Origin of the sequence: Thiocapsa sp. (assembly GCF_018399035.1) — a bacterium.
Taxonomy (GTDB): Bacteria; Pseudomonadota; Gammaproteobacteria; order Chromatiales; family Chromatiaceae; genus Thiocapsa.
On sequence record NZ_CP073760.1, the window covers coordinates 4,821,360 to 4,847,146 of the forward strand.

Annotated in this window: 20 protein-coding genes and 4 pseudogenes; 14 read left to right on the forward strand and 10 right to left on the reverse strand. The window is 64.9% G+C overall.

All coding sequences use genetic code 11. From position 1 onward, the window contains the following. Positions 1–25: 25 nt before the first annotated feature. Both KFB96_RS22045 and KFB96_RS22050 read right to left on the reverse strand, forming a co-directional pair. Positions 26–1,189, reverse strand: coding sequence for a hypothetical protein (locus KFB96_RS22045; RefSeq protein WP_213456752.1), 1,164 nt, complete (start codon positions 1,187–1,189; stop codon positions 26–28). A 116-nt stretch (positions 1,190–1,305) separates the two neighbouring features. Then, entirely contained in the window at positions 1,306–1,629 is a 324-nt protein-coding gene (locus KFB96_RS22050; RefSeq protein ID WP_213456750.1) for an antibiotic biosynthesis monooxygenase, read from the reverse strand. A 189-nt stretch (positions 1,630–1,818) separates the two neighbouring features. Here KFB96_RS22050 and KFB96_RS22055 point away from each other — a divergent pair, with 189 nt between their 5' ends. The 5 genes from KFB96_RS22055 (at position 1,819) to KFB96_RS22075 (ending at position 5,896) form a co-directional block, all read left to right on the forward strand. After that, a complete protein-coding gene (locus KFB96_RS22055) occupies positions 1,819–2,517 on the forward strand; it encodes a PIN domain-containing protein (RefSeq protein WP_213456748.1) in 699 nt (232 codons plus the stop codon). A gap of 146 nt (positions 2,518–2,663) precedes the next feature. Next, the gene (locus KFB96_RS22060; protein ID WP_213456746.1) at positions 2,664–3,302 is read left to right on the forward strand and encodes a hypothetical protein; all 639 of its coding nucleotides are present in this window, start codon (positions 2,664–2,666) and stop codon (positions 3,300–3,302) included. Between the two features lie 22 nt (positions 3,303–3,324). After that, positions 3,325–4,512, forward strand: coding sequence for an ImmA/IrrE family metallo-endopeptidase (locus KFB96_RS22065; RefSeq protein WP_213456744.1), 1,188 nt, complete (start codon positions 3,325–3,327; stop codon positions 4,510–4,512). Between the two features lie 10 nt (positions 4,513–4,522). Continuing rightward, positions 4,523–5,200 carry a bifunctional 2-polyprenyl-6-hydroxyphenol methylase/3-demethylubiquinol 3-O-methyltransferase UbiG gene (locus tag KFB96_RS22070; RefSeq protein WP_213456742.1) on the forward strand — a complete coding sequence of 226 codons (678 nt, stop codon included), beginning with the start codon at positions 4,523–4,525 and terminating at the stop codon, positions 5,198–5,200. A 330-nt stretch (positions 5,201–5,530) separates the two neighbouring features. Further along, a complete protein-coding gene (locus KFB96_RS22075; RefSeq protein WP_213456740.1) occupies positions 5,531–5,896 on the forward strand; it encodes an SUMF1/EgtB/PvdO family nonheme iron enzyme in 366 nt (121 codons plus the stop codon). A gap of 19 nt (positions 5,897–5,915) precedes the next feature. On the opposite strand, the pseudogene KFB96_RS27130 reads toward KFB96_RS22075, so the two are convergent. Next, positions 5,916–6,089, reverse strand: a pseudogene (locus tag KFB96_RS27130) (chromate transporter); the annotation flags it as partial. 693 nt (positions 6,090–6,782) lie between these two features. Here KFB96_RS27130 and KFB96_RS22085 point away from each other — a divergent pair. The 4 genes from KFB96_RS22085 (at position 6,783) to KFB96_RS22095 (ending at position 9,812) form a co-directional block, all read left to right on the forward strand. Beyond that, positions 6,783–7,940, forward strand: coding sequence for a two-component system response regulator (locus KFB96_RS22085; RefSeq protein ID WP_213456737.1), 1,158 nt, complete (start codon positions 6,783–6,785; stop codon positions 7,938–7,940). Positions 7,941–7,984: 44 nt separating this feature from the next. Beyond that, positions 7,985–8,866 carry a DUF4338 domain-containing protein gene (locus KFB96_RS22090; RefSeq protein WP_213501543.1) on the forward strand — a complete coding sequence of 294 codons (882 nt, stop codon included), beginning with the start codon at positions 7,985–7,987 and terminating at the stop codon, positions 8,864–8,866. Next, entirely contained in the window at positions 8,863–8,967 is a 105-nt protein-coding gene (locus tag KFB96_RS27135) for a transposase DNA-binding-containing protein (RefSeq protein ID WP_300970750.1), read from the forward strand. Before KFB96_RS22090 ends, KFB96_RS27135 begins: the two co-directional genes overlap by 4 nt. A gap of 83 nt (positions 8,968–9,050) precedes the next feature. Continuing rightward, positions 9,051–9,812, forward strand: a complete 762-nt coding sequence (locus tag KFB96_RS22095) for an IS4 family transposase (protein WP_300970751.1) — start codon at positions 9,051–9,053, stop codon at positions 9,810–9,812. A 60-nt stretch (positions 9,813–9,872) separates the two neighbouring features. Here the strand turns inward: KFB96_RS22095 and KFB96_RS27140 are convergent, their stop codons facing one another. The 3 genes and pseudogenes from KFB96_RS27140 to KFB96_RS27685 all read right to left on the reverse strand — a co-directional run. Beyond that, on the reverse strand, positions 9,873–10,199 hold the full coding sequence (locus KFB96_RS27140) for a hypothetical protein (RefSeq protein WP_300970752.1): 327 nt from the start codon (positions 10,197–10,199) through the stop codon (positions 9,873–9,875). A 93-nt stretch (positions 10,200–10,292) separates the two neighbouring features. Continuing rightward, positions 10,293–10,817, reverse strand: coding sequence for a hypothetical protein (locus tag KFB96_RS27145; RefSeq protein ID WP_300970754.1), 525 nt, complete (start codon positions 10,815–10,817; stop codon positions 10,293–10,295). A 43-nt stretch (positions 10,818–10,860) separates the two neighbouring features. Further along, positions 10,861–11,826 (reverse strand): annotated as a pseudogene (locus tag KFB96_RS27685) (recombinase family protein); the annotation flags it as partial. A 331-nt stretch (positions 11,827–12,157) separates the two neighbouring features. Between KFB96_RS27685 and KFB96_RS22105 the strand changes: the two are divergent. The 5 genes and pseudogenes from KFB96_RS22105 to KFB96_RS27150 form a co-directional block, all read left to right on the forward strand. Beyond that, the gene (locus tag KFB96_RS22105) at positions 12,158–12,469 is read left to right on the forward strand and encodes an IS4 family transposase (RefSeq protein ID WP_300970755.1); all 312 of its coding nucleotides are present in this window, start codon (positions 12,158–12,160) and stop codon (positions 12,467–12,469) included. Between the two features lie 158 nt (positions 12,470–12,627). Beyond that, positions 12,628–17,118 carry a PAS domain S-box protein gene (locus KFB96_RS22110; RefSeq protein ID WP_213456733.1) on the forward strand — a complete coding sequence of 1,497 codons (4,491 nt, stop codon included), beginning with the start codon at positions 12,628–12,630 and terminating at the stop codon, positions 17,116–17,118. 4 nt (positions 17,119–17,122) lie between these two features. Continuing rightward, complete coding sequence (locus KFB96_RS22115) at positions 17,123–17,455, forward strand: SUMF1/EgtB/PvdO family nonheme iron enzyme (protein WP_300970756.1); 333 nt, start codon at positions 17,123–17,125, stop codon at positions 17,453–17,455. 395 nt (positions 17,456–17,850) lie between these two features. Then, a complete protein-coding gene (gene ltrA, locus KFB96_RS22120; protein WP_213465209.1) occupies positions 17,851–19,185 on the forward strand; it encodes a group II intron reverse transcriptase/maturase in 1,335 nt (444 codons plus the stop codon). 240 nt (positions 19,186–19,425) lie between these two features. After that, positions 19,426–19,710, forward strand: a pseudogene (locus KFB96_RS27150) (class I SAM-dependent methyltransferase); the annotation flags it as partial. 183 nt (positions 19,711–19,893) lie between these two features. Here the strand turns inward: KFB96_RS27150 and KFB96_RS22130 are convergent. The 4 genes and pseudogenes from KFB96_RS22130 to KFB96_RS22145 form a co-directional block, all read right to left on the reverse strand. Beyond that, a complete protein-coding gene (locus tag KFB96_RS22130; protein ID WP_213501547.1) occupies positions 19,894–21,570 on the reverse strand; it encodes a DUF6399 domain-containing protein in 1,677 nt (558 codons plus the stop codon). A gap of 711 nt (positions 21,571–22,281) precedes the next feature. Then, positions 22,282–23,874 (reverse strand): diguanylate cyclase, encoded by a 1,593-nt coding sequence (locus KFB96_RS22135; protein ID WP_213456731.1) that lies wholly within the window; start codon positions 23,872–23,874, stop codon positions 22,282–22,284. 245 nt (positions 23,875–24,119) lie between these two features. Then, a pseudogene (locus KFB96_RS22140) lies at positions 24,120–24,395 on the reverse strand (transporter); the annotation flags it as partial. Positions 24,396–24,652: 257 nt separating this feature from the next. After that, complete coding sequence (locus KFB96_RS22145) at positions 24,653–25,621, reverse strand: transporter (protein WP_213456728.1); 969 nt, start codon at positions 25,619–25,621, stop codon at positions 24,653–24,655. Positions 25,622–25,787: the final 166 nt, after the last annotated feature.

Sequence of the window (25,787 nt, forward strand, 5' to 3'; positions counted from 1 at the left end):
ATGCCGGAGAAGCGGAGATGACGCATCACCGCACCACATACGGCTTCGTCTTGACCGCCGAGGAGCCGGCCCCGGTCAATTCCCCCGCATTCACCAACACCGGCTGAATCCACCCCAGCCGACTCTCCGCCAGCCCCTCGCCGTAGCGGATCCGCCGGAAGTGCCCACGGCGCCAATGCGGCTTCACATGCCGATCATCCCCGCGCGGCAATCCGCCCGGCGCCCCCGAGCCCGCCCAATCCGGCTCCGCACTCGGCCCGATCAGGATCCGGTCATAGGCCGTGGTCAGCTTGCGCCCGATCTTGGCCGCCTTCTTCGGCCCGAGACCCCGCAGGCGCTTCTCCAGGTCCGTGCGCTCGGTTACACGCCGCTTTTCGGCGTCGGGCAAGTTCAGGTACAGCAGCACCTTGGCCAGCTCCGAGATTGCCGCCGTTGCACAGGCGATCTCGACCGGCAGTGGCGGCAGCACCCCGGCATCCTCGCCGCGCGGCGCGGCATAGTAGGCATTGTGCCGGGCGAGCATGGCGCTCAGACACTCGTCCTCGTCCTGGATGAATAGGGTCACGTCCTGCGAGGCATCGTCCAGCGCATACCGCTTGCCGATCGGCGAGCCGGTGAAGATCAGCTCGATCACGCGGGTCGGACGCGCGGGATCCAGCCGCAAGGCGGCCCCGCGGGTCTTGCGTTCGTGCAGGACGTGGTGGGGCGGCACCTCGTGGCTGCCGACATAGGCCCCTTCGAGCTCGTGCAGATCGGTCGCGCGATTGTAGACCTTCAGCGCACAGGGGCGCGGGAAGGCGATGTAGACCGAGGTGTAGGGCGCACGGAAGAACCGCACCGGCAACCCCTCGGTCAGATCCGTTGCGCCCAAGAGCCTTTGAAGAGCGGGCGCCACGGCGAGGATCGGGTCACCATGCACCCGCAGTCGCGCACGCGCCAACAGCAAGAGGAATGTACCCAGGTTGTAGCTCGCCGGCGCATTCATCTGCAGTCCGGCCAACCGCGCCAGCTCGGGCACGTTGCGCAACAGCCAGGAGCTGGTCACCGACGGATCCAGAAACAGGGGTCGCAATCGTTCGCGCAATGCGTCCCCGCCGAGCAAGGATGCTTCGATCGGCACGCCGAGGGCCGCGTCTACACGCACCGGATGCGGCAAGGCAAGGACGGCAGGGTCATGCAATCGGTCCATCAGGCGATCGACACCGGTGTGAGCCCTGCGGGCAGTTGCATCTTCGAGCCAGTATAAACCCGATCGAGGTTAAGGCCGCGCGCGGTTCCGGCAAGGACCGCGATCCTCTGCGCCGATCAGCCCCCCGGTCCCGACTCCTCCAGCACCACGTCGAACAGCTCCAGCACCGGATGGCCCGCATAGGTTCCCTGAGGCGCTTTGGCCTGCGCGTGGGCCTTGTGGAACGCCTCGGACTCGCGCCAAGCATCGAAGTGACCGCGCGAGGCCCAGGTCGTGTGGGATGCGTACAGCGTCGTCTCTTCGTCTTCCGGCCCCTTGAGGAGCCGAAAGGTCACGAAGCCCGGCACCTGCGCGAGCCGGGATTGGCGCTCCCGCCAGAGGCGCTCGAAATCGGCCTCGAAGCCCTGGTTGATGCGAAAGCGATTCATGGCGATGAACATCGATCGGATACCTCGTGCGGTGACAGTGAATGAGCAAGCGATCCGGCCTGGCCGGGCGTACGCGTGGCAGACCAGCCCGGTTGACTGCCCGAGACGGAGACGGTCCGTGCCGCTCCTCCCACGCGCCCGGAGCGGGCACAATGCGCGATGCGCTTGAAGCATCGTCAACCGGGGTCGCGGAGCAGATCGATGACGAAGAATAGCAGCGTGCGGGACATCGCGGTGTCGGGGTTTAACCTCGCCAAGCGCCGGATGCATTCCCTTTCGATCAAAAGCCGAACGCGGCCAAGCCGCCAGCGACGCCTCGCCGCGATCCTCGCGTGCGCAATCGTGTGGCTCCAGACGGCGCAGGCCGATGCATCGAGCCCGCTCGAACCGGAGGGCGTCTTTGTCTCGACGCAGCCACCAACGCCGGGGACGACGTCCGCATGGGAAGCGGCCGGCATCGCCGAGAGCGTCGCGGCACTGAAGAGTGGTCCGGACTTCCCGGATGTGCCGCTGATCGTTCTGGTTGCGACCGATCATGAGGATACCGCCGACGAGGACACCCACGTGACGGTGTTCGTCGGGGCGCACCAGCACCGGCTCCCGTTCGACTTGGTCGCGGCCATGCAGGCGCTCGGCGCGCGGGGTCGCTACATCAAGCTGCGTCATATCGGCAAGAACCTGCTCGACTTCCATCTGGCCTTCCATCTCGGGGAGCTGGTCGCACGCAACCCCGAGGCGACCTACCGGATCGTCTCCGAAGACGGCGGATTCGATGCCCTGATCGAAGACTTTCAGGCACGCGACCTGGCCGTCGAGCGCCTGCGCGTGGAGCCGGCGCCGACCGGAAGCGTACACGAACAAGAAGATCATCCCACGTCTGGCGGAACCACAGCCCCGTGAGTTAGGGGCGTAGCGCCTGCAATGGCCTGCACCGATCCCACGACGATGCCGATCCACAACCGTGTCGTGTCCCTTGTGCGAAACTTTTTCGCGTTACAATCCGGCTTCACGAAACCTCAACCGTCCGCCACCTCGGGTGACCACGCATGTCCGATCTGCTCGAAACCCTCCTCCCGGCGATCCCCGAGACCTTCTTCCGCCGCCTCGAAGAGCGGGTGAACGACGGCGCCGCGATCGCCCACACCCAGGCGTTGCGGACCCCACCGCACCTCCCGGCGCACCGCATGCGGCTGGGTACCACCCGCTATTTCGAGCGCGGCGAAGCGCTGCGACTGAGCGCCGAGGACGTCGGCTTGAGCCACCGCTTCGTGATGGTGAACACGCACGCCGAGATTCTGGTGACGAGCGGGCCGGTGCTGATCTCGCACGCCAAGGCAGATCACTGGGGCGATCCGATCGAGGACAAGGACTACAAGCTGGAGCTGGCGTGCCACAACCCCGGCGATGGCGAGCAGCTCACCCTGTGGGAAGAGGCCGACCCTGCGTCCGGCATCCTCGCGGTCGTCGTGGTGCAGTACGCGCGCCCCGGCTCGGAGCAGGATGAAACCGTGCCGACTCAGATCGGCTTCGGCGTGCCGACACGCGATCTGAAGGGCTGGCATCTGCTCAAGCCGCTCGACCAGATCTACGCATCCTACGCCGACCGCACGGGGCGCCTGCTCGACCAGGCCCGGCCCGTGCTCAAGCGGAACCGGGACCGGCGCGGGACCACGGGGCAGGGCTGAGGCAAGCGACGGAACGACACTCATGGCCGCACGTACACCGGGCTTTCAGGCCCTCCAACTGACCCGCGCGCGTCTCGCCCGCGGCCTGACGCGCATCGCCCTGGGCGAGGCGGTACAGCGCTCGGCGCCGACCGTCAGCAAGTGGGAGAGCGGACAGCAAACGCCCGACCCCGCGGCGCTCGCGCGCCTGGCCGAGGTGCTGCGCGTGCCTTGGGACTATTTTCTCGACACCCCGTTCGAGCCCGGCTCGCGTCCGCGCTTCTTTCGCTCCATGGCCAACGCCACCAAGCGGGCGCGCGAGCGCATCGAGCAGCACCTGACCTGGCTGCAACGCCTCGGCCACGACCTGCAGACATGGGTGGACCTGCCGGCGCCGAACCTGCCGGAGCTGGACATCGGCGATTTCCGCCTGCTGCGCGGGTGCGACCTCGAAGAAGCGGCCTTTCGGGTGCGCGAGCACTGGGGTCTCGGCCGGGCGCCGATCCCGGACATGCTGCTGGTGCTGGAGAATGCCGGGATCGTCTGCGGCCGATGCTCCTTCGGGGCGCCGTCCATCGACGGCGTCTCGCACTGGTCGCACGCCGACGACCGCCCCTATGTCCTGATCTCCTCGGACAAGCGCACGGCGGTACGCTCGCGCTTCGACGCCGCCCACGAGCTCGGCCACCTGGTCCTGCATCGCCACGTCGACCCGCACGCGCTTGCGCACCGCGACGAGTTCAAGGAGCTGGAGAACCAGGCGCATCGCTTCGCCGGTGCCTTCCTGATGCCCGCCGACGGGTTCACCGGCGAGCTGCCCGAGGTCTCGCTGGAAGCCTTTCGCGTCCTCAAGCCGCGCTGGAAGACCTCCATCGGCGCCATGATCTACCGCTGCAAGGACCTGGGCCTGATCACCGAGGTGCATGCCGGGCGCATGTTCAAATCCAGCAGCGCGCGCGGCTGGGCCCGCGGCGAACCCGAAGACGAGGTCCTGCCGATCGAGCAGCCCCGCCTGATGGAGCGCTCCATCCGCCTGCTGCTCACGCAGGGCGGATTCAGCGTCGATCGGCTGCTCGCGCAGCTGCGGCTGGCCCACGCCGACATCGAGGCCCTGGCCGGACTGCCCGCGGGGATGCTCTCCAATCGCGGCGCGCACATCACCCTGCTGCCGACACCCAGACTCAAGACCGCCACGCTGCGGGACACGCCCGCCGAGGTCATCCCGTTCTAGGGTCGAAGGCATGATCATCACGCCCACGGACGACCCGACCCTCGCCTACTACGAAGACCAGGCCGAGACCTTCTTCGCCGAGACCGTCGAAGTCGACATGGCCCCGCTGTACGCCCGGTTCCTCGCCCACGTTCCGCCCGGCGGGCACATCCTCGATGCCGGCTGTGGGTCGGGGCGCGATGCGCTGGCGTTTCTGCGGCTGGGCTATGCCGTGACCGCGTTCGAGGCATCGCCGACGTTGGCGCGGCTGGCCTCCGAGCACTGCGGCTTTCCGGTCGAGGTTCGGCGCTTCCAGGAAATCGACTGGGAGGATCGCTTCGACGGCATCTGGGCCTGTGCGAGTCTGCTGCATGTGCCGATGGTGGAGCTGCCCGAGGTGCTGCGGCGTCTCGGGCGTGCGCTCAAGCCCGACGGGGTGCTCTATGCCTCGTTCAAGTACGGAGCAGGGGAGCGGGAGCATGGCGGTCGGCGGTTTACGGATCTGGACGAGGAGGGGCTCGCTGCGCTGGTCGAGGGGGTGACGGCGTTCGCGGTGGTCGAGACCTGGGTTACCGGGGATCGGCGGGAGGGGAGGGAAGGGGAGCGGTGGTTGAATGCGATTGTCGGGAGGGGATTGCCGATACACGCGGGGCATCGGATGTCCGGGCAACGTCATGAGTCGTCGGGGCCGGCCGAGGGTGCGATCTGAAGGTTGGGATTGCCGCCAGTCGAGCCGCCCCGCCCGATACCGGTTCTGCCCATGACAGATCACGCAGCTCTGGCGGCGATCAGGAGGAACTCGGTTGAATCCAGTCGCTCAGACGAGTCGACCCTATGGCGGGAAAACGCGCATTGGAGACTCCCACGGCTGCTTACACCACCGATCACTTCGCGCGGACAGCTGTCAGTCGAGTTCCCGGGATCGGCGACGGCTGGGCCCCATGAACGGTCTGTCGCGGTCCTCGGCATTGCGACGCCGAAAGATCGCTGTCGGCCACTTGCGGCCAGCAATGCTTTGCGGGCTGCGGTCCGTAATCGAATGGATAGCCGACACTCAGCAGTTCATGGAGTTACGTATACTGTCCCCGGAGTTCCCAGTGCTTGGGACGGGTTCGAGACGGCGCCTGTCGGCTCCTTTCAACCCAACCCCTTCGGCCTCTACGACACGGCTGGCAACGTCTTCGAATGGGTCGCCGATTGCTTTGCGGAGACCTTCGCAAAGGCCCCTGCCGACGGAAGTGCCCATGATAATCCCGCGGGCTGTGGTCAGCGGGTCTATCGGGGCGGCAGTTGGAGCTTTCCGCCCCGCGAGGTGCGCTCGGCAAATCGGTGGCGGGACTTCCCGACCGGCTCCAGCGACGACATGGGCTTTCGGGTCGTGCGCGAGTTCGATCCGGAGCGTTGATCCACGGCCCGCGGCCGGACTAACCCAGGAGCGAGTAACCCAGTCCCGCCAGCGCGCAGGCCGCGAGCACCGGGATGACGCCGACCTTGAATCGCCACAACGCGACGAAAGCCGCGATCGTGAGCAGCAGCGAGAACCACTCGAAGGGTCCGGCGAACGGCGTCGCCTCGCTGCCCTCGGGCCAAAGGACATGCCTGGCGTATGCAGGAATCGATGCTTGCTGATCCAGCGTCGCCGCTCCACCAGCTCGGTATCCCCCTCCGTGGTCTAATTTCGCGATGGTGACCCGGGATTGGACGGTGAGGATCTCGCCGATGGCTGTCCTGGTCATGGAACCGAGACGCGGGCTAAAGCCGACGGTGCCGCCTCACCGGATTACGCCTAGCATGCAGCACCGGCAGCGCTACAGGGATTGCCCAAAACCCGTGGCGGCCGCATGAACTCGATGTTGGCGGCTAGCACCGCAACGGGGCTAGATTTGCCAACAACGGCGAGGTTTATGAGGTCACGGGGAGCATAGTGATGGGTCGCGAGGAGTTAACCTCGTGGGTGCGCCCGCAGGGCGGCGGGCGATTAGCTGTCTATTTGCCGGTGCCGGTGCCGGTGCCCGGCGAGCAAGGCGCGCCCCGCTTCGCTGACGCGGCGGAGCTCGTAACCGGGTCACGGATGGCGATCCAACCACCCACCGCGCGCCCAGCCCCATGACCGCCTCCGTCCCGCGCAACCACGACATGGGTGTTCTGAATGGCACGCTGCAATGACTGACACCGAGTGCGCCCCGCATGCCACGGTGGGCAGGTTGGCGCCACCTCTGACCCCAGGGGGTGCGCTGGTGCCGGTGCGCGACCTGCTGCAACAGCCAACTGGAAATGAATGAGGAGTGGCCATGGAAAGAGAGCCCGGATCAGCGGAACCTGGCGAAACGATCACGACGATTCTTGTGGTCGACGACGAACCGGCGAATCTGACGCTGCTGACGCACCTGTTGCGGCCGGTTTATCAAGTACGCGCCGCGAATTCGGGGGAACACGCACTGCGTGCGGCGACCAGCGAGCCACGTCCGGGCCTCATCCTGCTGGATGTCATGATGCCTGGGATGGATGGCTACAGGGTGCTGGAGCGCCTGCGCAACAACCCGGTCACCACCGACATCCCGGTGATCTTCCTCACCGCAATGGCTGGCACCGATGATGAAGAGCGCGGGTTGCAGCTCGGTGCTGCCGACTACATCGTCAAGCCGATCAAGCCTGCACTCGTGCTGGCCAGGGTGCGCACACAACTCGAAGCAAAACACACCCGCGACTGGCTGAAAGACAAAAATGCCATCCTCGAGGCCGAGGTGGCCCGGCGGATGGCCGAGAACGACCTGACCCAACTGGTCAGCATCAGGGCGCTGGCGCATCTGGCTGAAACGCGCGACCCCGAAACCGGCAACCACATTCTGCGCACGCAGAACTATGTTCGTTCCTTGGCGCTGCAGCTCAGGCAGCATCCGCGTTTTTCCGCCTTCCTCGACTCGCGCACGATCGACCTGCTGACCAAGTCGGCGCCATTGCACGATATCGGCAAGGTCGGCATACCGGACAACATCCTCCAAAAGCCCGGCCCGCTGACGCCGGAAGAATGGGTGATCATGAAAACCCATTCCCGGCTGGGTTCAGATGCCATCGAACAGGCCGAGGCCGATGTCGATCAGCCGATCGACTTTCTTGTGCTGGCCAAGGAGATTGCCCACTGGCACCACGAAAAATGGGACGGCAGCGGCTATCCCGATGCCCTCAAAGGCGAAGAAATCCCGGTTTCCGCGCGCCTGATGGCCGTAGCCGACGTGTTCGACGCCTTGATCTCGTCGCGTGTATACAAGCCCGCGATGAGTTATGAAAAGGCCCGCGAGATCATTTCCGAAGGCCGCGGCAGCCATTTCGATCCGGATATCGTGGCGGCCTTTCTCGACGGCTTCGTTGCCATCACGGCCCACATCGTTACCCACATCTCCGCTCCCCATGATCCGCTGCGGGGCGGGGGCTGGACACAGAACCGCTGAGCTGGTGAAATTGTCCCCTCGTCAACTGCAGGGGGCAAGGTACAGTGAGCGAGCAGAGGCCGGAGAAGCTGTGTGGGCGGGCGTTGAGTGCGGCCGATCTGGAGGTGATCCGAGAGGAGATCGGCCGTGCCGAGCCGGCGAACCGTGCCGAGATTGCCCGGCGGGTGTGCCGGGCCCTGGAGTGGACGAACGCGCTGGGTGAGCCGAAGCTGATGAGCGCCCGGGTGGGGCTGTTGCGGCTGCACCGGGCGGGCCTGATCGAGTTGCCGGCACCGCGCTGGGGCAATGGCAATGGGCGCGCACTGACGCACGCGGCGGTGCTGTGGCCGCCTGAGCGTCCCCTGGACGGTCGGGTGGATGGGCTCTCGGGTGTGCGCCTGAGCGTGGTGCGCGAGAAGGCGGCTTCGCGGTTATGGAACGGCCTCATCGATCGCTACCACTACCTCGGCTACAGTCCGCTGCCGGGGGCGCAGATGCGCTACCTGATCGAATCGGATCAAGGTCTGCTCGGCGCCTTGGGCTTCGGGGCGGCGGCCTGGAAGGTCGGCGTGCGCGACGCCTGGATCGGCTGGGACCGGTTGCAGCGCGAATCGCGCCTGGGCGCGGTGGTGAACAATGCCCGCTTTCTGCTGCTGCCGTGGATTCGCGTGCAGCACTTGGCCTCCAAGGTGCTGGGGCTCGCGGCACGGCGGGTGGGCAACGATTTTGCCGAGCGCTACGGCGAGCGGCCGGTGCTGCTGGAGACCTTTGTGGAGTTGGCGCGCTACCGCGGAACCTGTTACGCGGCGGCCAATTGGCAGTACCTGGGCGAGACGCAAGGGCGGGGCAAGTGCGATGTCGCCCATCGCGCGACGTTGCCGCGCAAGGGCGTCTTCGTCTACCCGCTGCGCGCGGACTTCCGCCGCGCCTTGGGGGTGGCGGCATGAGCGCGCTGGTGGCGGAGTTGGCGGACATCGATCTGGGTGACGTGCGGCTGAATCGTCGCGCGCGGCGGGTGCTGCAACGCTTGGGGAGAAACCGACGCTGAGTATCCCGAGCGCGTGTGGCGGTTGGGGCGAGACCCGTGCGGCCTACCGGCTGTTTGATCATGCCGCGGTCAGCGCCGAGGCGGTGCTCGCTCCGCACATTGCCTGCACCGTCGAGCGGATACGCGAGCACCCACGGGTGCTGTGTATCGAAGACACCTCGGAGCTCGACTACACCGGCAAGAACGATATCCAGGGCCCGGGGCCGCTCAACTATGAAACCCGCCGGGGGCTGTACCTGCATCCCACCCTGGCGGTCACCCCCGATCGGTTGGCGCTGGGCCTGCTCCATGCCCACACTTGGGTGCGTGAGCCCGGCAGCCTCGCCCAGCCCAAGGACGCCGCTCGCCCGATCGAAGAGAAGGAAAGCCTGCGCTGGATCGACGGCTTCGCGCGGGTGAACGAACTCGCCGAGCAACTGCCCGAGACGCGCCTGACCTATCTCGCCGATCGCGAGGCCGACATCTACGAGCTGTTCGTCGAGGCCCCGTGCCCGGACACCGGTGCCGACTGGCTGGTACGCGGCCAGCACGACCGCGTCCTCGGCAAGGACGCCGAGGGCAATCCCGAGACCTTACGCCAGCGTTTAGACCAGGCCCCGGTGCTCACCGAAACCTGCTTCGATCAACCCGGCGGCAACGGACGCACCGCCCGCACCGTCCACCAGCAGATCAAGGCCGTGCGTCTGAAGCTGCCGGCCCCGTATCGGCGCGATCGCAAGCTGGCCGAGATCGAGATCACCGCTATCCTCGCCACCGAGCTCCAACCGCCACCCGGTGAGGACCCCGTCGAATGGTTGCTGCTGACCAACCTGCCCGTGACCACGCCCGAGCAAGCGCTGGAGTAAATCAGTTGGTACCTGTGCCGATGGCAAATTGAGATTGACCAGACATGGTGCCTCCATAAATCACTCAGGCGGGGTCGACCGAGGGATCGTCGCTCCCGATGCGGACATGCCGTGCCCAGCGGCGGGGACGCTGCGCAGGGCACGCAGGCGCTCGACCTCGGCGGCGTCGGCGCAAATCAACCATTGGCGCTGACCGCCCCGCTCGACCCGGCGGGCCTGCAGCACGCCTCTGCGCAGCCAGCTGAACAGGGTGACCGACGGCATCTCCAGTTCCAGCGCCAACTCGCGCAGGCTCCATTCGTCGGCCTGCCGATCGACCCAAGGCGCTTGACGGCGCGTCGGTGAACCCGCCGCGACACCCTGACGGGCGAGCAGCGTGGCGACCATCGCAGCGTTGAAGGTCTGCCGCCGTTTCGCCGGATGCCACTGCTCGGCATTGAGTTGCCGCGCGATCTGCGCACAGGTCTGCCCCTCTTGATGTCAGCATAGAACACGCGCCGCCAGTTCGGGATAGGTACTGAGCTGCTCCAGGCGCGCGACCGGGCGGGTCAGGCGTTCCCGGGTGTGGTGACCGCCGATCCAGTGCACCTCCACGGCGACCTGCTCGCTGTCGTCGACGACCGTGACGATGACCCGCTCCACGAGCAGTCGCACGATGGCTTGGCGCTCGTCGTTGCCGGTGGTCTCGGCGGTCCAGAGGGCGGGAAGATCGCCGGCGAGTTGGCGGATCCGCGTGCGCTCCTCGGCCGACAACGCGGTCGGCTCGCTCGCCATGCATCGCGCATACTCGGCCTCGAGCTGATCCTGCGCGGCCAGGGCGGCCTCCCAATCCTGTTCCAGGGTGCGCGCCACCAGCCGATTCTCCGGCTCGACCGCGCGATACTGCCGCTCGGCACGCGCGGCTTCGTAACGGGCGCGCTCCAGGCGCTGTTGCCAGTGCTCGTGTCGGCGCGCGCGCTCGCCCTGGAGGTCCTCGGCGACCCGACAACAACGAGGGACCCGCACGGACCACGCCGCCGGCTTGGGCGGTATTGGCCGCGAGCTGCCGCAGATTGTGCTCGTATTGGTCCCGGGCGATATAGGCCGGCAGGTGATCTTTGATCAGCACCTCCCACTGCTGCGGCGGCGCGACCGTACGCCCGGTCGAGGGGCGTCCCGGCTGGCGACGGCGTGGATCCGTGGGGCGACGTCCGTAGACGTAGGCACCGGCGTAGATGGGGTTGTGCAGCAGGTTGCTCAGCGTCACGCGGTTGGGGCGACGCCAATCGAGCTCGCCGGTGCGCGGACCGCTGCGCACGCGATCGGGCAGTTGGATGTGATGGTCGACCAGATAACGCAGAACCCCGTTGATCGTGCCGCACCGTTGGAACTGCCGAAACACCGTCTCGATCACGCCCCGAACCTGCGCGTCCGGATCCTTGATCACCTCTCCGGATGGCGCGCGGACATAGCCGCGCGGCAGCAGCGAGTGCAGCTCTCCGCGGCGGGCCTTCGCGCGCTTGCCCTCGAGCATGCGCTGCTCGAGGATGTGCAGCTCCGCTTCCGACATCGTCCCCTTCAGTCCCAACAGCAACCGGTCGTTGTAGGTCTGCGGATCATAGATCCCGTCGGCATCCCCGATCAGGGTATTAAACAGTCCGCACACCTCCAGCAATTGATACCAGTCCCGCGAGCTGCGCGCCAAGCGCGAGATCTCGATGCCGAGGACGATGCCGACATGATCCAGACCGACTTCGGCCATCAGACGCTGAAAGCCGGGCCGACCCTCGGCGCTCGCCCCGGAACGGCCCAGGTCCTCATCGATCAGAAGGATCTGCGAGGGGGACCAGCCCAGCTCCACCGCCCGATCCACCAAGGCGTACTGCAGCCGGGTCGACTCCTGGTGGCGCTCCACTTGCTGCAGCGTGGATTGGCGCACGTAGACCACGGCTTGGCGCTGCAGATGCGAGGACTGGATCTTCCCGTACGTCGGGTTGGCCGGCGCACGGTACACGGGCGAGAGGACGGTGCTCATCGGCGTTCTCCTCTGCCGTCCCGACTGCGCTCAGCCGGTGTTCGACCAAGCGGCTCAGCAGGACAATCAGGCGCTCTCGCTGCCGCGGCGGCAGTGTGCTCCAGTGGATCGGAGCCTTGCGCGTCATGCCGGTGATCCAGCCATTTCGCAAGTTCCAACAACGCCCTACAATCCAGTATTGATGAGGTTTGGGGGGTTGTCAAAAATGCATCTACGGCGGTTTTCGTGATGGGGTATCGAGATTTTCTTCAGAATCCTCAAAAGCGGCTGTCGCATCGAAGAACTGCAGCTGGAGAAGCGCGAACGCCTCGAGCCGGCACTGGCGTTCTACATGATCATCGCCTGGCGCGTGCTGTTGCTCACCATGCTCGGACGCGCGTGTCCCGAGATGCCTTGCGATGTCGTCTTCGATCGGGCCGAATGGCAGGCGGTCTATCTGGTGACCCAACGCAAGCCGCCACCCGAGACCCCGCCGTCGCTCGATCGGATGGTTCGCATGGTCGCCGGCCTCGGCGGGTTCCTCAACCGCAAGCGTGATGGCTTTCCCGGACCCCAGACGATCTGGATCGGACTCCAGCGGGCTGCCGATTTCGTGCTCGCGTTGGAGGCCCAGCGCACTGCCGACGGGGAGAGTTGTGGGTAACGATGTGATCACGGCCATCGCCGATCAATACCAGGACCGGGGCAACCCGAAAGGATAATGGGCACCGCAACGGGGTCGCGCACGATCGAGCCAACTGAGGCCGCTGCAGGGCTGGGTGTTGCTGTTCTAATAGGACTGCTGCCAGAATAAAAGCCAATATGATCAGACCACTGCAGCGCTCGCTCAAGACCCGCGTCACCCTGTTATCTCTGGTGATTTTTGCCCTCAGCCTGTGGGCGCTCGCCTACTACGCGGCGAAGATGCTGCGCACGGACATGGCGCAGTTGCTGGGCGACCAGCAACGCTCGACAGTGGCCTTGGTGGCCGCAAACATCGATCACGAACTGAAGGACCGCCTGACTGCCCTGGAGACGATCGCGGTCGACTTTGGCAAAAGGGAATTGAAATCGCCAGCAATGCAGCAGGACAACCTCGAACGCCGGTCGATCCTGCCCTTGCTGTTCAACGGTGGCTATTTCGTCACGGATGCCGCAGGCACCACCACCGCCTCCGTTCCGGTCAAGGCCGGTCGCATCGGCATCAACTACAGCCGCTTCGACAACGTTGCTGCGGCGCTGGGTGAAGGCAAGTCGGCAATCGGCGCCTTGGCAATCGGCGTGGTATTACGGGTTCCGGTCTTCAGTCTGGCGGTGCCGATACGCGACATGCAGGGGAAGGTCGTTGGCAGCCTGGTGGGTGTGATCAACTTGAGCGCGGACAATTTCCTGGACAGGATCACCTCGAATGCCTATGGGCGAACGGGAGGCTATGTCCTCGTCGATAGACAGCAGCGGATGATCGTCACCGGCACCGACAAGAGCCGCATCCTGGAAGCCCTGCCGCCGTACGGGGTTAGTCCGGCAATCGACGCCTTCCTGGCCGGGCGCGAGGGCTCGGTCATATTTCGCAATCCCAAAGGCTTGGAAGTGCTGGCCTCAGCCAAGAACATCCCTGTGGCGGGCTGGTATGTGGCCGGAACGCTGCCGACCGCAGAGGCCTTTGCCCCGATTCACGACATGCAGCGGCGCATGCTGATGGCCACGATCCTGCTCACCCTGATCGCCGGCGGACTGACCTGGTGGATGCTGCTGCGCCAACTGGCGCCGATCGGCGCCGCCGCCGCTGCCCTCGGCACCCGCCCGGGGCAAGGCCTGGTGCCCGAACCGCTACCCGTGACCAGGCAGGATGAAATCGGGCAATTGATCAGCAGCTTTAACAGCCTGCTGGATGCGCTGCGCAGGATCGTCAAAGATCTGGGAGAAACACAGCGCATTGCCCATATCGGCAGTTGGCATCTGGACGTGGCAACCAATCAGGTTGTTTGGTCGGAAGAACTCTACAAGATGTATGGATTCGATCCATCGCTGCCTGTTCCGCCCTATACCGAGCACATGAAACTGTTCACCCCTGAGAGCTGGGAGAGGCTGTCCTCGGCCCTGGCCCATACCCGGGAGACCGGCGTTCCGTACACGCTCGAACTGGAAACCGTCAGAAAAGACGGAAACACTGGATGGATGTGGGCACAGGGCGAAGTCGAAGTCGATTCGGCAGGCAAAACGGTGGGCCTCTGGGGCGCTGCGCAGGACATTACCGAGCGCAAGCAGGCAGAAGAAGAGTATCTCAAATTTTTTACGATTACAGAAAAGGCACTTTTTGGGAGTGTAATAGCAGATCCGGAAGGAAATCTTGTTTATGTAAACGATTACTTCGCTCAAATTCATGGTTATACTGTTAAAGAACTTACTGGGAGTAATCTTGACATATTTCATAGCGATGCACAGATGCTTTTGGTAAGAAAAACAATAGAAGATGCATTGAATAAAGGAAATATTGACGCGCTTGAAATTCCTCATTTGCATAAAAACAGGCACGAATTCCCCATGCTAATGAGTTTGGCTGTTATAAATGACTCACTTGGTAAACCCAAATACATTGCCGCCACAGCACTCGATTTAACCGAGCAAAAATCAGCCCAACAAAAACTACGAAATACAGTAAATGATCAAAATTTAATGCTCAATAATGACCCAACTCTCATCTATTTCAAAGATTGTTATAATAAAATAATCAGGGTTACCGAAAGTGTTGCCAAAGCCACAGGTTTGACGCGTGAGGAGATTGAAGGGCGACCTTCGAAAGAAATTTATCCCGACATGGCTGATAAATATTGGGAAGATGATCTGGAAGTAATAAAATCAGGAAAACCAAAACATAATATCGTTGAACCCTTGACAGGCGTCGACGGTTTAAGTCACTGGCTGTTGACAACCAAAGTACCTGTAAGAAACGGTTCAGGAGAAATAGTTGGTATTTGTGTATTTTCTACCAATATCACCGATTTGAAGAATTCTGAACTTGGGCTTATAGCAGCCAAAGAAAAAGCAGAAGAAAGCGAAGCGACACTGCGCAAACTGTCGCTCGCCATTGAGCAAAGTCCGGAAAGTATCGTGATCACCAAACTCGACGGCACGATCGAATATGTCAATGACACCCTGATGCAAATAACCGGCTATTCCCGCGAAGAGTTGATCGGGGAAAATACTCGCATCTTCAAGTCAGGCCAGACGCCGCCGGAAACCTACGCCGCGATGAGGGCCGCCCTGGCGCAAGGGCAGTCGTGGAAGGGGGAATTCCACAATCGCAAGAAAGACGGCACCGAATACATCGAATTCGCCATCATCACGCCGCTGCGCCAGCCCGACGGATCGATCAGCCACTACGTTGGGGTGAAGGATGACATCACCGAGAAGAAGCGCATCGGCATCGAGCTTGACCAGTACCGCAATCACCTGGAGGACCTGGTGGCGCAGCGCACGGTGGAACTGACCGCAGCACGGCAGCAGGCCGAAGCCTCCAACGTAGCCAAGAGTACCTTCCTGGCCAACATGAGCCACGAGATCCGCACGCCGATGAACGCCATCATCGGCCTCACCCACCTGATGCAACGCGCGGGTGCCACCCCAGAGCAGGCGGACCGGCTGAACAAAATCGACAACGCGAGCCGGCACCTGTTATCGATCATCAACGACATTCTCGATCTGTCCAAGATCGAGGCGGGCAAGCTGCGACTGGACGATTCCGACTTCAACCTCTCGGCCGTCCTCGACAACGTCGCGTCCATCATCACCCCCGCGGCGCAGGATAAGGGCCTCGCGGTCGAGATCGACCGCGACTCGGTACCGGCCTGGCTGCGCGGGGATGCGTTGCGGCTGCGCCAGGCCTTGCTCAACTTCGCCGGCAATGCCGTCAAGTTCACCGACACAGGTCGTGTCATGCTGAGCGCCCTGCTCCTGAAAGACGACGGCGACGAACTGCTGGTGCGATTCGCGGTCGCGGACACCGGCATCGGCATCACGCCGGAAGCCAGGCAGCGGCTGTTCCAAGCCTTCGAACAGGTCGATGCCTCGACCACGCGCAAGTACGGTGGCACCGGCCTCGGGCTCGCCATCACCCGGCAACTGGCGCAGATGATGGGCGGAGAGGTCGGCGTCGACAGTACGCCCGGGGTGGGTAGCACCTTCTGGTTCACCGCCCGACTACAGCGTGGACATGGCCTCATGTCCTCCAACACGGTCGAACCCACGAGCAATGCCGAGACGCAACTGCGCCGGCAGTCCCCCGTCACGTGGCTGTTGCTCGCCGAGGACAACCCCATCAATCGCGAAGTGGCGCTGGAACTGCTGCACGGCGTGGGTTTGGCCGTGGATACGGCGGAGGACGGCCGGCAGGCGGTGGCCAAGGCCGCCGCCCGCGCCTACGACCTGATCCTGATGGATATACAGATGCCCGACATGGACGGCCTTGACGCCACCCGCGCCATCCGCAAGCTGCCCGGCTGGGAGGCCAGGCCCATCCTGGCGATGACGGCGAATGCCTTTGACGAAGACCGCCAGGCCTGCAAGGACGCGGGGACGAATGACTTCATCACCAAGCCGGTCGAGCCGGACGCACTCTTCGCCACCGTGCTGAAGTGGTTGCCAGCGGGGCAAGAGACCGACCGCGCCGATGACGCGATCGGCGCGCCGGCCCATCGGCCAGGGCATCAGGTCGCGTTGCCGACCCGCTTGACCGAGTTTGCCGGTCTCGAAACCGACCGCGGACTGCGGGCCCTGGGTGGCAATGCAGTCGCCTATGTGGCCTTGTTGCGGCAGTTTGCCGCCGGCCATCGCGACGATCCGCAATGCCTGCAAGACGCGCTTGCCGCAGGCCAGGCCGAAGCCGCCAGGCAACGACTGCACAAGCTCAAGGGAGCCGCCGGAACCCTTGGCGCAACCGCCCTGCATGCCGCCGCGCTGGCGCTCGAGCACGCCTTGCGCGCCAAGGAGACGGCATCGATACCCGGGCTCGTGGCGGCCCTGCAGACCGAAATGCAGGCCCTGGATGCGGTACTCGCCCAATTGCCCGAGGCGGCAGAAGAGGTACCGGCGCCCGATCCCGAGCGGGCGCGCGCGGTACTCGAGCAACTGGCACCCTTGCTGGACCACGACGATACTGCAGCCACCGATCTGTTCGAGCGCAGTCGGCCGCTCTTGCTGGCGACGCACGGGGCGCCAGCCATGCAACTGGGACGGCAAGTGGCGGCGTTCGACTACCCCGGTGCGCTGGTGACGGTGCGCGACCTGCTGCGGCAGGCACCTGAAAATCAATGAGGATGTGACGCTGTCGAGGCCCTTCGCGATCGGGGTTTACGAGGTCACGTTCGATGAATTCGATGCCTTCTGCAACGCAACCGGTCACGTCAAACCGGACGACTCCGGCTGGGATCGTGATCGACGCCCTGTCGTCAACGTGACCTGGAACGACGCCGTCGCTTACACCCGGTGGCTGAGCGTCCAAACGGGCCAACGTCATCACGAGTTCCGGGGACAGTGCGGCCTGGCAAGGCCGCGTGTTCTAGCGGGTGGGAATCCCGCCTGGGTAATCGTGCGCCGCGAGCCCAGTATCGAGCCTTGCGGCGTGGACGGCAACGGACACGTCGATGCGTAGGCACGAAAGCAGGCGAGGTGCAAAGGTAACGGGTGGAGCCGACCTTGAAGGTGTTGAGCCCCGTAAAGAACAGTCGGGAGTGCCGACGGGTTTGTCCCTCCGGCAGGCAACAATCCGTGCTGCGCGATGGCGAGCGGTACGGATACTCCCCGGGGTCCGAGGCCGTATCGAGCCTGACATGGAGAACACGTGGTAACCAGGGAGATCCACGTATCGGTCCGCCGGAGGCGGGCACCCGTGAACAAGTGTAGAAAGCGAGGACACGGACGGTGGTGCGTGGAAGTCGGAGCCATCCATACGAGCGATGACGCCCGGTAATGCGGGTCGAGCAAAGGGGTGGCGGTTTGAGACAACGCGAAAGCGACACACGGCCCTACGCCGAGAGGATTCTGTCCGTGACAACCAAACTTGAGCGTTTCACACTGATGGCGCGCGAGCAACTGCGAGAGCGGTTCAATTCTCTGATGGGGTTGTTGTTCGACCCCGAGGGCTTGCGCGAAAGCTTCGAGCGACAGAAAGGAAACAAGGCGCCCGGAGTCGATGGGGTAAGAAAAGACGACTACGGAAAGGACCTGGACGCGCAACTGGACGACCTGTCGGCGCGGATACGCCGAATGGGCTACCGGCCGCAACCGGTGCGGCGCAGCTACATTCCCAAGGGGGATGGACGCTACCGTCCGCTGGGTGTGCCGAGCTTCGAGGACCGATTGGTGCAGGATCGGCTCAGCCGCCTCCTGCAAGCCATCTGGGAGCCGGAATTTTGCGACTGCTCGTATGGCTTTCGTCCCGGTCGTAGCGCGCACGATGCGTTGCGGCGGGTCGCGGAGGTCATCACCAACGCAGAAACGCAATGGGTGGTTGAGGCCGACATCAAAGGCTTCTTCGATCATCTCTCGCATGCCCATTTACTGCGCTTCCTGGAGCACCGCATCGCCGATCCCAATCTTCTGCGGATCGTGCGGCGCTTCCTGAAGGCCGGCGTCATGGAAGACGGCGCATTCACGGCCAGCGACGAGGGTGCCCCGCAAGGGGGTTTGGTCTCGCCCGTGCTCAGCAATATCTACCTGCACTACGTGCTCGACCTGTGGTTCGAGAAACGTTTCGCCAGGGGCTGTGCCGGCAAAGCCTACCTGATCCGCTACGCCGACGACTATGTCGCCTGCTTCGAGTACGAGGCCGATGCCAACGCCTTCCTGGCCGCCATGACCGAACGACTGGCGTCCTTCGACCTGGAAGTCGAACCGAGCAAAACCGCGCTGTTACGCTTCGGCAGCCACGCCCTTGGGCAACGTGCCGACACCGCGGCAGGATCGCGCACCTTCAGCTTCCTCGGCTTCACCCACTATGTGGGCCGTAGTCGTCGGGGCCGGTTCGTGGTCGGGCGCAAGACCGACGGCAAGCGCATGGCCAAGAAGCTCAAACTGTTGAACGAGCGACTACGCGGCCTGCGCACGCAGGGCGGGGCGGCCATGCTGGCCTACCTCGTGCGCCACCTGCGCGGGCATCTCCAGTACTACGGGGTGAGCGGCAACGGCCGCGCCTTGGCGAGTTACATCCACTTCGCCGGCGGCCTGCTGTTTAAGTGGCTAAACCGCCGCAGTCAGCGCCGCTCGTTGACCTGGAAGCGCTTCAGCGCCGCCATTCGCCCCCTGCTGCCGCGTGCTCGGATCATCCATGATCTCTACCCCGTCCCTTGGTGGATGACTCAAGCTGGGAGCCGGATGGTGTAACACTCCAAGTCCGGTTCTGCGAGGAGCCGGGAACGAACCGTCGTATGGCCGAGATCATGTGGCACCGCCGGGAAACCAGGCGGCAAACCGAGAACACAAACATCAGCCTAACCGACGGCAAGAACCCGGCTTACTCTCCGGATCTGTGATTCAATGCCGCGACGGGTGTCCGCTGCCCGCTCGACTGCGGACCCCGTCCGGCAATGCACCAGTGTCATCTCTGGGTCGTGACCCGCTCACATCCCGGCCGGCGGGCACATCCTCGATGCCGGCTGTGGATCGGGGCGCGATGCGCTGGCATTTCGGCGGCTCGGCTATACCGTGACCGCGTTCGAGGCATCGCCGAAGCTGGCGCGGCTGGCCTCCGAGCACTGCGGCTTGCCGGTCGAGGTCCGGCGCTTCCAGGAGATCGAGTGGCAGGACGCATTCGACGGCATCTGGGCCTGCGCGAGTTTGCTGCATGTGCCGATGGCGGAGCTCCCGGATGTGCTGCGGCGTCTCGGGCGTGCGCTCAAGCCCGACGGGGTGCTCTATGCCTCGTTCAAGTACGGAGCAGGGGCGCGGGAGCATGGCGGTCGGCGGTTTACGGATCTGGACGAGGAGGGGCTCGCGGCGCTGGTCGCGGCGGTGACGGCGTTCGCGGTGGTCGAGACCTGGGTTACCGGGGATCGGCGGGAGGGGCCTTGTTCATTATCCCGACCACCGCCCTCATGCCGCGACCGGCATCAGATAGGGCAGTTTCGCCGGACGCAGTCGGCGGCGTCGGGGTCGCGGCGGCAAGGGCACACGCAGGAGAAGCTCCTCGAACAGTGCGGGATGTGTCCGCCCGAAGAAGCGCTCGGCGGCGGTCGTGCCGTCGGGACGGCGGATGTGGAAGTTGTGCACGGCGGTGAGCGCGGCGAGCCTGCGGTCGCTCAAGCGATGACGCCCGTGATGATGCAGCGACAGTTGGCCGTTGCGTCCTTCCACACAGGAGCTGCTGCGTTGGAACAGATCGGCGCAAGCGCCGGCGACCTGTTCGACCCGAGCGCTGTCCTCGGGCGCGAGACGCTGCAGCGGATGATCGGCGCGCCGCAGGACGTCGAGCAACGCGGTACTCGCCGCCTGCACGCGGTGTCGGGTCTCGGCCGCGGTGCTGCGGGCGGCGACGCGCTCGAGGTAGATGCCGGGGATGAGCTGCTCGAGGACCGCCGCTTCCAGCTCCGGGGATAGTGCGAGGGCCTCGACCCTGGCGGTCACGGTGGCGAAGAAGAACGCGAGCGTGGCGAGCCACTGCACGGTCAGGCGCTCGGCCTTGGCGAGGCGTTCGCGAGCGCGCTCGGGCAGCTCGGCGGCCTCGGCCAATCCCTTCAGGCGTGTCCAGACGTCGGTGAAGCGCGCCGCCACGCGCTCCACCGGCTGCGTCTGTCCATCCACCGGATCATACGGGTGATACAGCACGCCGAGCTCGCGGATCAATGCGCGCGCCTCGCTCTGCCGCTCCCGTGCGCGGTCGCGTTCGGCTTCCACGGCGACCAGCGCGCTCAGGGCGGCGCCAATGCGGGTCTCGAAGGCCGGTGGACGCCCGAGCGGGCGGGGCATGCGCGCCTCGAATGCCTGCTGCGCCGCGCGCTCGGCCTCCCAATGCGCCTGCGCGGCCGCCACGCCGGCTTCAGCCCGGCGCACGTCGCGCGCCAACGCCAAGGACGTGGCTTTGGAGACCTCGTGTTGGCCGTGAAAGAGGTCCGGGGAATGATGCGCACGGAGGTCCGTCTCGGCATGGCGACGCAGCGCCTTGGCCTCGTCGGCGGTGCTCTGGATCACCTCCACGGCGAGCCCCGTGCAGGCGTCCTGAAGCGCGGCGGTCCAGGTCGCCGCGGTGCGATCCGCGGCGTATTGCTCCAGGACAATGAAGTTCGACACCGGCTCGATGTTGACCAAGCAGATCCCCGGATGAAAGGTTTCGTCCTCGCACACCGTCACCGCACGCGCCGGCATGCCCTCGGCAAGCGCCGTGCGCTGCTCCGCGGCCACCGCGACCACGGCCGTTTCCAGGGCGACATTGAGCGCGTGCTGCGCGCCGTCGCTGACCCCGACGAAGGCCGACAGTCCGCTCAGCTCCAGGAACTCACTCACCAGCCGGGTTCCGCCCGCCGCCCGCAAGGTGATGCTGAAATGCGCCGCCAACACCAGCCGATGCAACCAATCGATCCCCTCCGGGGTGCGTGCGAAGGCCGTCAAGCCCGTCGGCGGATCCCCGCGCGGAACCTCCCCGCACCAGTCGCGCAAGGTGCTGCGCGCAATACCCATCTCGGTGGCCACGGCGCGTTGCGTCTCCCCCGCCGCCAGCCGTGCTTCGGCCGCCGCGATGTGCTCGGCTTGCTCCAAGCGTGTGCGTCGCGTCATGAGCCGATGCTCCGGCCCGGTCTCGAACGTCCGGGTAGCGCAGCGCCCGCGCTTGGTCTAAAGTCACTCTCGGCAGGATCTTCGAACATCTTTTCGAACCCTCGGTTAGTTTGCACTTCCAAGGGTATGAAATTTCGTGGGTCCTGCCAAATCCCCGCATGCCCATCACCAAGCCATGAACTCGGACTTGGACGGGACTATGAACAACGCCGGCGGGAGGGGAGCTGTGGTTGAATGCGATTGTCGGGAGGGGGTTGCCGATACACGCGGGGCATCGGATGTCCGGGCAACGTCATGAGTCGTCGGGGCCGGCCGAGGGTGCGATCTGAAGGTTGGGATTGCCGCCAGTCGAGCCGCCCCGCCCGATACCGGTTCTGCCCATGACAGATCACGCAGCTCTGGCGGCGATCAGGAGGAACTCGGTTGAATCCAGTCGCTCAGACGAGTCGACCCTATGGCGGGAAAACGCGCTTAGTGGTCACCCACGACCCTGCGCCTGGGCGCGTGCTTACGACCCGCTGGAGACACTGGTGCCGCGCCGGCCGGAGTCCGCAGTCGAGCGGGCAGCGGTCACTCGCCGTGGCCTAAGATCTGACCCTCGTCTCGGACCTGCGCCGCTGATGGCGCGCGGGGATGACGCGACGCGGGAGCGTCACGCCCTCCTCCCACGCGGGGGCGTGGGAGCGAGAAGAACCCCGGCTCCTTTTCCCGCTACTTCGGCACCGGGGACAGGGCACCGGGGACAGCATAGAATCGGGCTTGGTCGCGACCATTCGCCTTGGCCTGATACATCGCCAGATCGGCCTGTCGGAAAATGTCCTCCGCGACGCCGTCCATGCCATTAAACAGGGTGACGCCCAGCGAGGCGGTGCAGCGATGTTCGATCAGGGTGTCGGGGTGCCCCGGCCGGGTGATGGTCAGGCGATAGGGCGCGGATAGGCGGCGGCGCACCTGCTCGGCAATCCTGCCGACGTACCGGGCGGCCTCCGCCTCCTCCGCGCTTAGGTCGCCGATGAGCAGCACGAACTCGTCACCGCCCAGGCGTGCCGCCGTATCGGCGGCACGCACGGTCAGGGTCAGGCGGCGCGCTACCTCGATCAACAGCAGATCACCGGCGGCGTGCCCGTAGGCGTCGTTGAGCGGCTTGAAATTGTCCAAATCCAACAACAGCAAGCCACCATGGCAACCGCTGCGGTGGGCGGCGGCCCGTACCTGACCCAGACGGTCATCGAGCAAACGCCGGTTGGGCAGGTGCGTCAATGGGTCATAAAAGGCCAGGGCCTTGATCTCTGCCTCGGCGCGTTTGCGCGCCGAGATGTCGCGGATGAAGGCGACGATCCTGCCGGGATCAAACGGCAGGACCTGGGTGCTCGCCTCGACCTCCAAGAGCCGCCCGTCCTTGCGGCGCTGCCGGGTCTCGAAACACGCGGGCTCGATCGCCCACCGGCGCCCGCGCTCGGCATCGCCCCCGCCGTCGGCGTCAGCGGCGTCGATATCCGCGACGCCCATGGTCAACAATTCCTCGCGGCGGTAACCGATCAGGTCACAGTAGGCTTGGTTGACGTCGAGGAAGCGCCCGTCCCGGTCGCACAGGAAAAACCCGTCCAGGCTGGTGGCGATGATGGCGCGGTACTCCTGGTCGGCCTGGATCGCCTGGCGGCGGGAGCGCTCGAACGCGAGTCCGACATACCCGAGATTGGCGACCACGGCGCTTAAGATACCGGCCAGCATGATTAAGATGCGTGCCGCGCTTGGGTCCATCAACACGGGGGTGACGCGCCCCAGCGACAGGCCGATCAGGGTATTGAGAAACGACACTGCCAGGAGCAGGTAGACCCCGGCAATCCAGCGGGCGGCGCGGCTTTGCTCCTGCTGCGCGATGCGCCAGCCTACTGCGGCCAACCAGCTAAACAGAACGACAAAGGCCGCGTTATGGAATTGCATGCGCAGCAAATCATCGCGCAGCCCCAGACGGATGCCTTCAAATCCGAGCAGGTACAAGGACGGGACGGCGGCCATCAGAATCAGCGGCAATGGTCTGCCCAGGTCGCGGCGCAGCGCTTGGATACGCATCATCACGCCAAGGCACATCAGAAAATGGGCGAGCGGAAAGGTTGCCCACTCCGGAGCCAGGCCACGCAGCGCGAACAAGGTCATGGACAAGCCCAGCAGTAGGTCGCCGCCGCACCACAGCGTCACCACCCGCTGCCGGCGGCCGTTCAAGACCAGGTAGGTGACCATCGGCATGATAAAGAAGAGCAGTGCCGTGGCCAGGAACAGCGAGGGGATATGAAAGAGCGGCAAGTCCTGCCTCGTCAGAAGATGGTGAGTACGCGCACGGCGAAGCGCCGGTCTTCAAACAGACCGTTGTCGGTCTTGAGGTCGCCGCCGTATTGCAGGATCAGGCTTCCGAAAGGCAACTTGATCATGCCCGACAGCGTATAGCGCTGCACCCGCAGCGCGCCGCCCCAGGGCGCTTCGTCGATGCGTGACGCCCCGCCCTGGCTGTAGAAATAGCTCAGGCCCAGGGTGAGGGGTGCGGCCGGGGTCTAGCTGAACGCGACTTGCCAACTGTACAGCAGCCGTTGCTCGAGGGTGCCGATCCGGCCGGCACCCCGGCGGTACGCGTCGTTGTCGCCGAACCACTGGACATCGAACGCCGTCATCGCGTTGACGCGTGACCCCAGGCGGTGGCTGTACCCCGCCTGCACGGCCGCCTGGTAGCGGTTCTCGCCCGGGTTGGTATTGAGCGACAGGGCACGCTTGGCGTCGTAGCTGCCGGTGGGCAGGGTGACATAGCCGGCCACTGCGGCATAGCGCCCATTCTCACGATCGGCATAGGGCCAGGGCGGCCTCGAAGGCGGCCTCGAAGGCGGCCTCGGCCTCTACCTGCGCGATGGCCGTCCGACCTTCGTCTACAACTTCCTTAGCCTGGAGCGGCCGACCTTTGCCGGGAAGGACCCCCTGCCCAAAGGAAAGTCGCAGGTCGCCGTGAAGGTACCCCGGGCCGCTCGCCTGCCTGACGTTGGCGCAGCGAAATGCTGACCCCTTGATCGCGAAATTGTGAGGCGCCCGCGCCGGCTCAAAACTGATAGACGAGCTTGAGCCAGACGTAATCCCCCTCGAGCCGGTTCTTGGTATCCAACTCCCGGAGCCATCGCACCTCGGTGACGAAATTCTGCTTACCCAAAGGGAGCACATAGCCAAGCACCGGCCCGAGGCCGGCCGTGCGGCCCTTGAAGTCGCCGAGGATCGGACGCTGTCCGCTGTCTGCGGTCACCTGCTCCACCCAGAAGCCTTCGAGGCCCAGGGTGAGAAAGCCTTTCCCCGCAGGGATGAGCTGCTGGACGCTGCCCTCCAGATGCACCAGCGTGCCGCTTCGGTAATCGGTGTCCGGGTTTTCGGTATTGAAGACCAGACCGCCGTGGAGGGCCGCGTTGAAGCCGTTGCCGGCGTTGTTGTATGAAACCCCCGCCCAGGGATTGAAGGACCAGTAGTTGAGCCCCGGGTTGGCCAGACGGCCCATCTCGTAGTCCCCGGTCGGGGCGTAGACGGTCAGGGCGGCGTTGTACTGCCAGGGACCGTCCTTCCAAGCGAGCATCGCCGGGATCAGCGTGAGATCGCCGAACCCGGAGGCCGTATCCCGTACCCGCCTGTCGCCAAGCACCGTTTCGATCTCGCCCTCTACTGTCATCCAGACATAGGGCAGCATGACGCCGACGCTGTAGTGGGCACCCGCAATCGGCGTTTCGACGGTGTAGAACCCGCCGGCGAGCAGGACGTCGCTGGTGGCCTTCAAACCGAACACGTCGATGCCTGCGACCGGGATCTGCTTGGAGAGATCGGCATCCCCCTCGTAGTGGAGGTAGATCGGCTCGATGACCCAGCCGGGCCGGGCGGGCGCAAGATCGATCAGGGTGGCCACCGAACCCGGAACATAGTGTCCGGTCCCGCCCTCCGAGGAGCCGGCTATCGGAGGCACCAGTACACAGGCGGCCAGGGCAAGGCCGGCGGCCGCGCGTGCGATGAAATGCGTATTGGTCTTCCGCATGGTCTCGTTTTCCGTGGATCGGCGAAGGTGGTCTTGCCCTACCTGCGTTCGCGTGGGCAGCGGCTCGCGCTGCGTCCTGCCGGCGCTTGACCCCGCTCAGAGCATCGGGCTGGACTGCCATGGTCAGCTTCTCAATGTCCCCGGAGAACGCATCGCCGGGGACCCG

Bases quoted from the DNA above. Each gene is read 5' to 3' on its own strand.
- KFB96_RS22065 (WP_213456744.1), top strand. From the start codon at position 3,325: ATGGCCGCACGTACACCGGGCTTTCAGGCCCTCCAACTGACCCGCGCG.
- KFB96_RS22050 (WP_213456750.1), bottom strand. From the start codon at position 1,629: ATGTTCATCGCCATGAATCGCTTTCGCATCAACCAGGGCTTCGAGGCC.
- KFB96_RS27140 (WP_300970752.1), bottom strand. From the start codon at position 10,199: ATGGTCGCCACGCTGCTCGCCCGTCAGGGTGTCGCGGCGGGTTCACCG.
- KFB96_RS22075 (WP_213456740.1), top strand. From the start codon at position 5,531: ATGGATAGCCGACACTCAGCAGTTCATGGAGTTACGTATACTGTCCCC.
- KFB96_RS22060 (WP_213456746.1), top strand. From the start codon at position 2,664: ATGTCCGATCTGCTCGAAACCCTCCTCCCGGCGATCCCCGAGACCTTC.
- KFB96_RS22055 (WP_213456748.1), top strand. From the start codon at position 1,819: ATGACGAAGAATAGCAGCGTGCGGGACATCGCGGTGTCGGGGTTTAAC.
- KFB96_RS22130 (WP_213501547.1), bottom strand. From the start codon at position 21,570: ATGACGCGACGCACACGCTTGGAGCAAGCCGAGCACATCGCGGCGGCC.
- KFB96_RS22085 (WP_213456737.1), top strand. From the start codon at position 6,783: ATGGAAAGAGAGCCCGGATCAGCGGAACCTGGCGAAACGATCACGACG.
- KFB96_RS27135 (WP_300970750.1), top strand. From the start codon at position 8,863: ATGAGCGCGCTGGTGGCGGAGTTGGCGGACATCGATCTGGGTGACGTG.
- KFB96_RS22045 (WP_213456752.1), bottom strand. From the start codon at position 1,189: ATGGACCGATTGCATGACCCTGCCGTCCTTGCCTTGCCGCATCCGGTG.
- KFB96_RS22105 (WP_300970755.1), top strand. From the start codon at position 12,158: ATGATCATCGCCTGGCGCGTGCTGTTGCTCACCATGCTCGGACGCGCG.
- KFB96_RS22070 (WP_213456742.1), top strand. From the start codon at position 4,523: ATGATCATCACGCCCACGGACGACCCGACCCTCGCCTACTACGAAGAC.
- KFB96_RS22110 (WP_213456733.1), top strand. From the start codon at position 12,628: ATGATCAGACCACTGCAGCGCTCGCTCAAGACCCGCGTCACCCTGTTA.
- KFB96_RS22145 (WP_213456728.1), bottom strand. From the start codon at position 25,621: ATGCGGAAGACCAATACGCATTTCATCGCACGCGCGGCCGCCGGCCTT.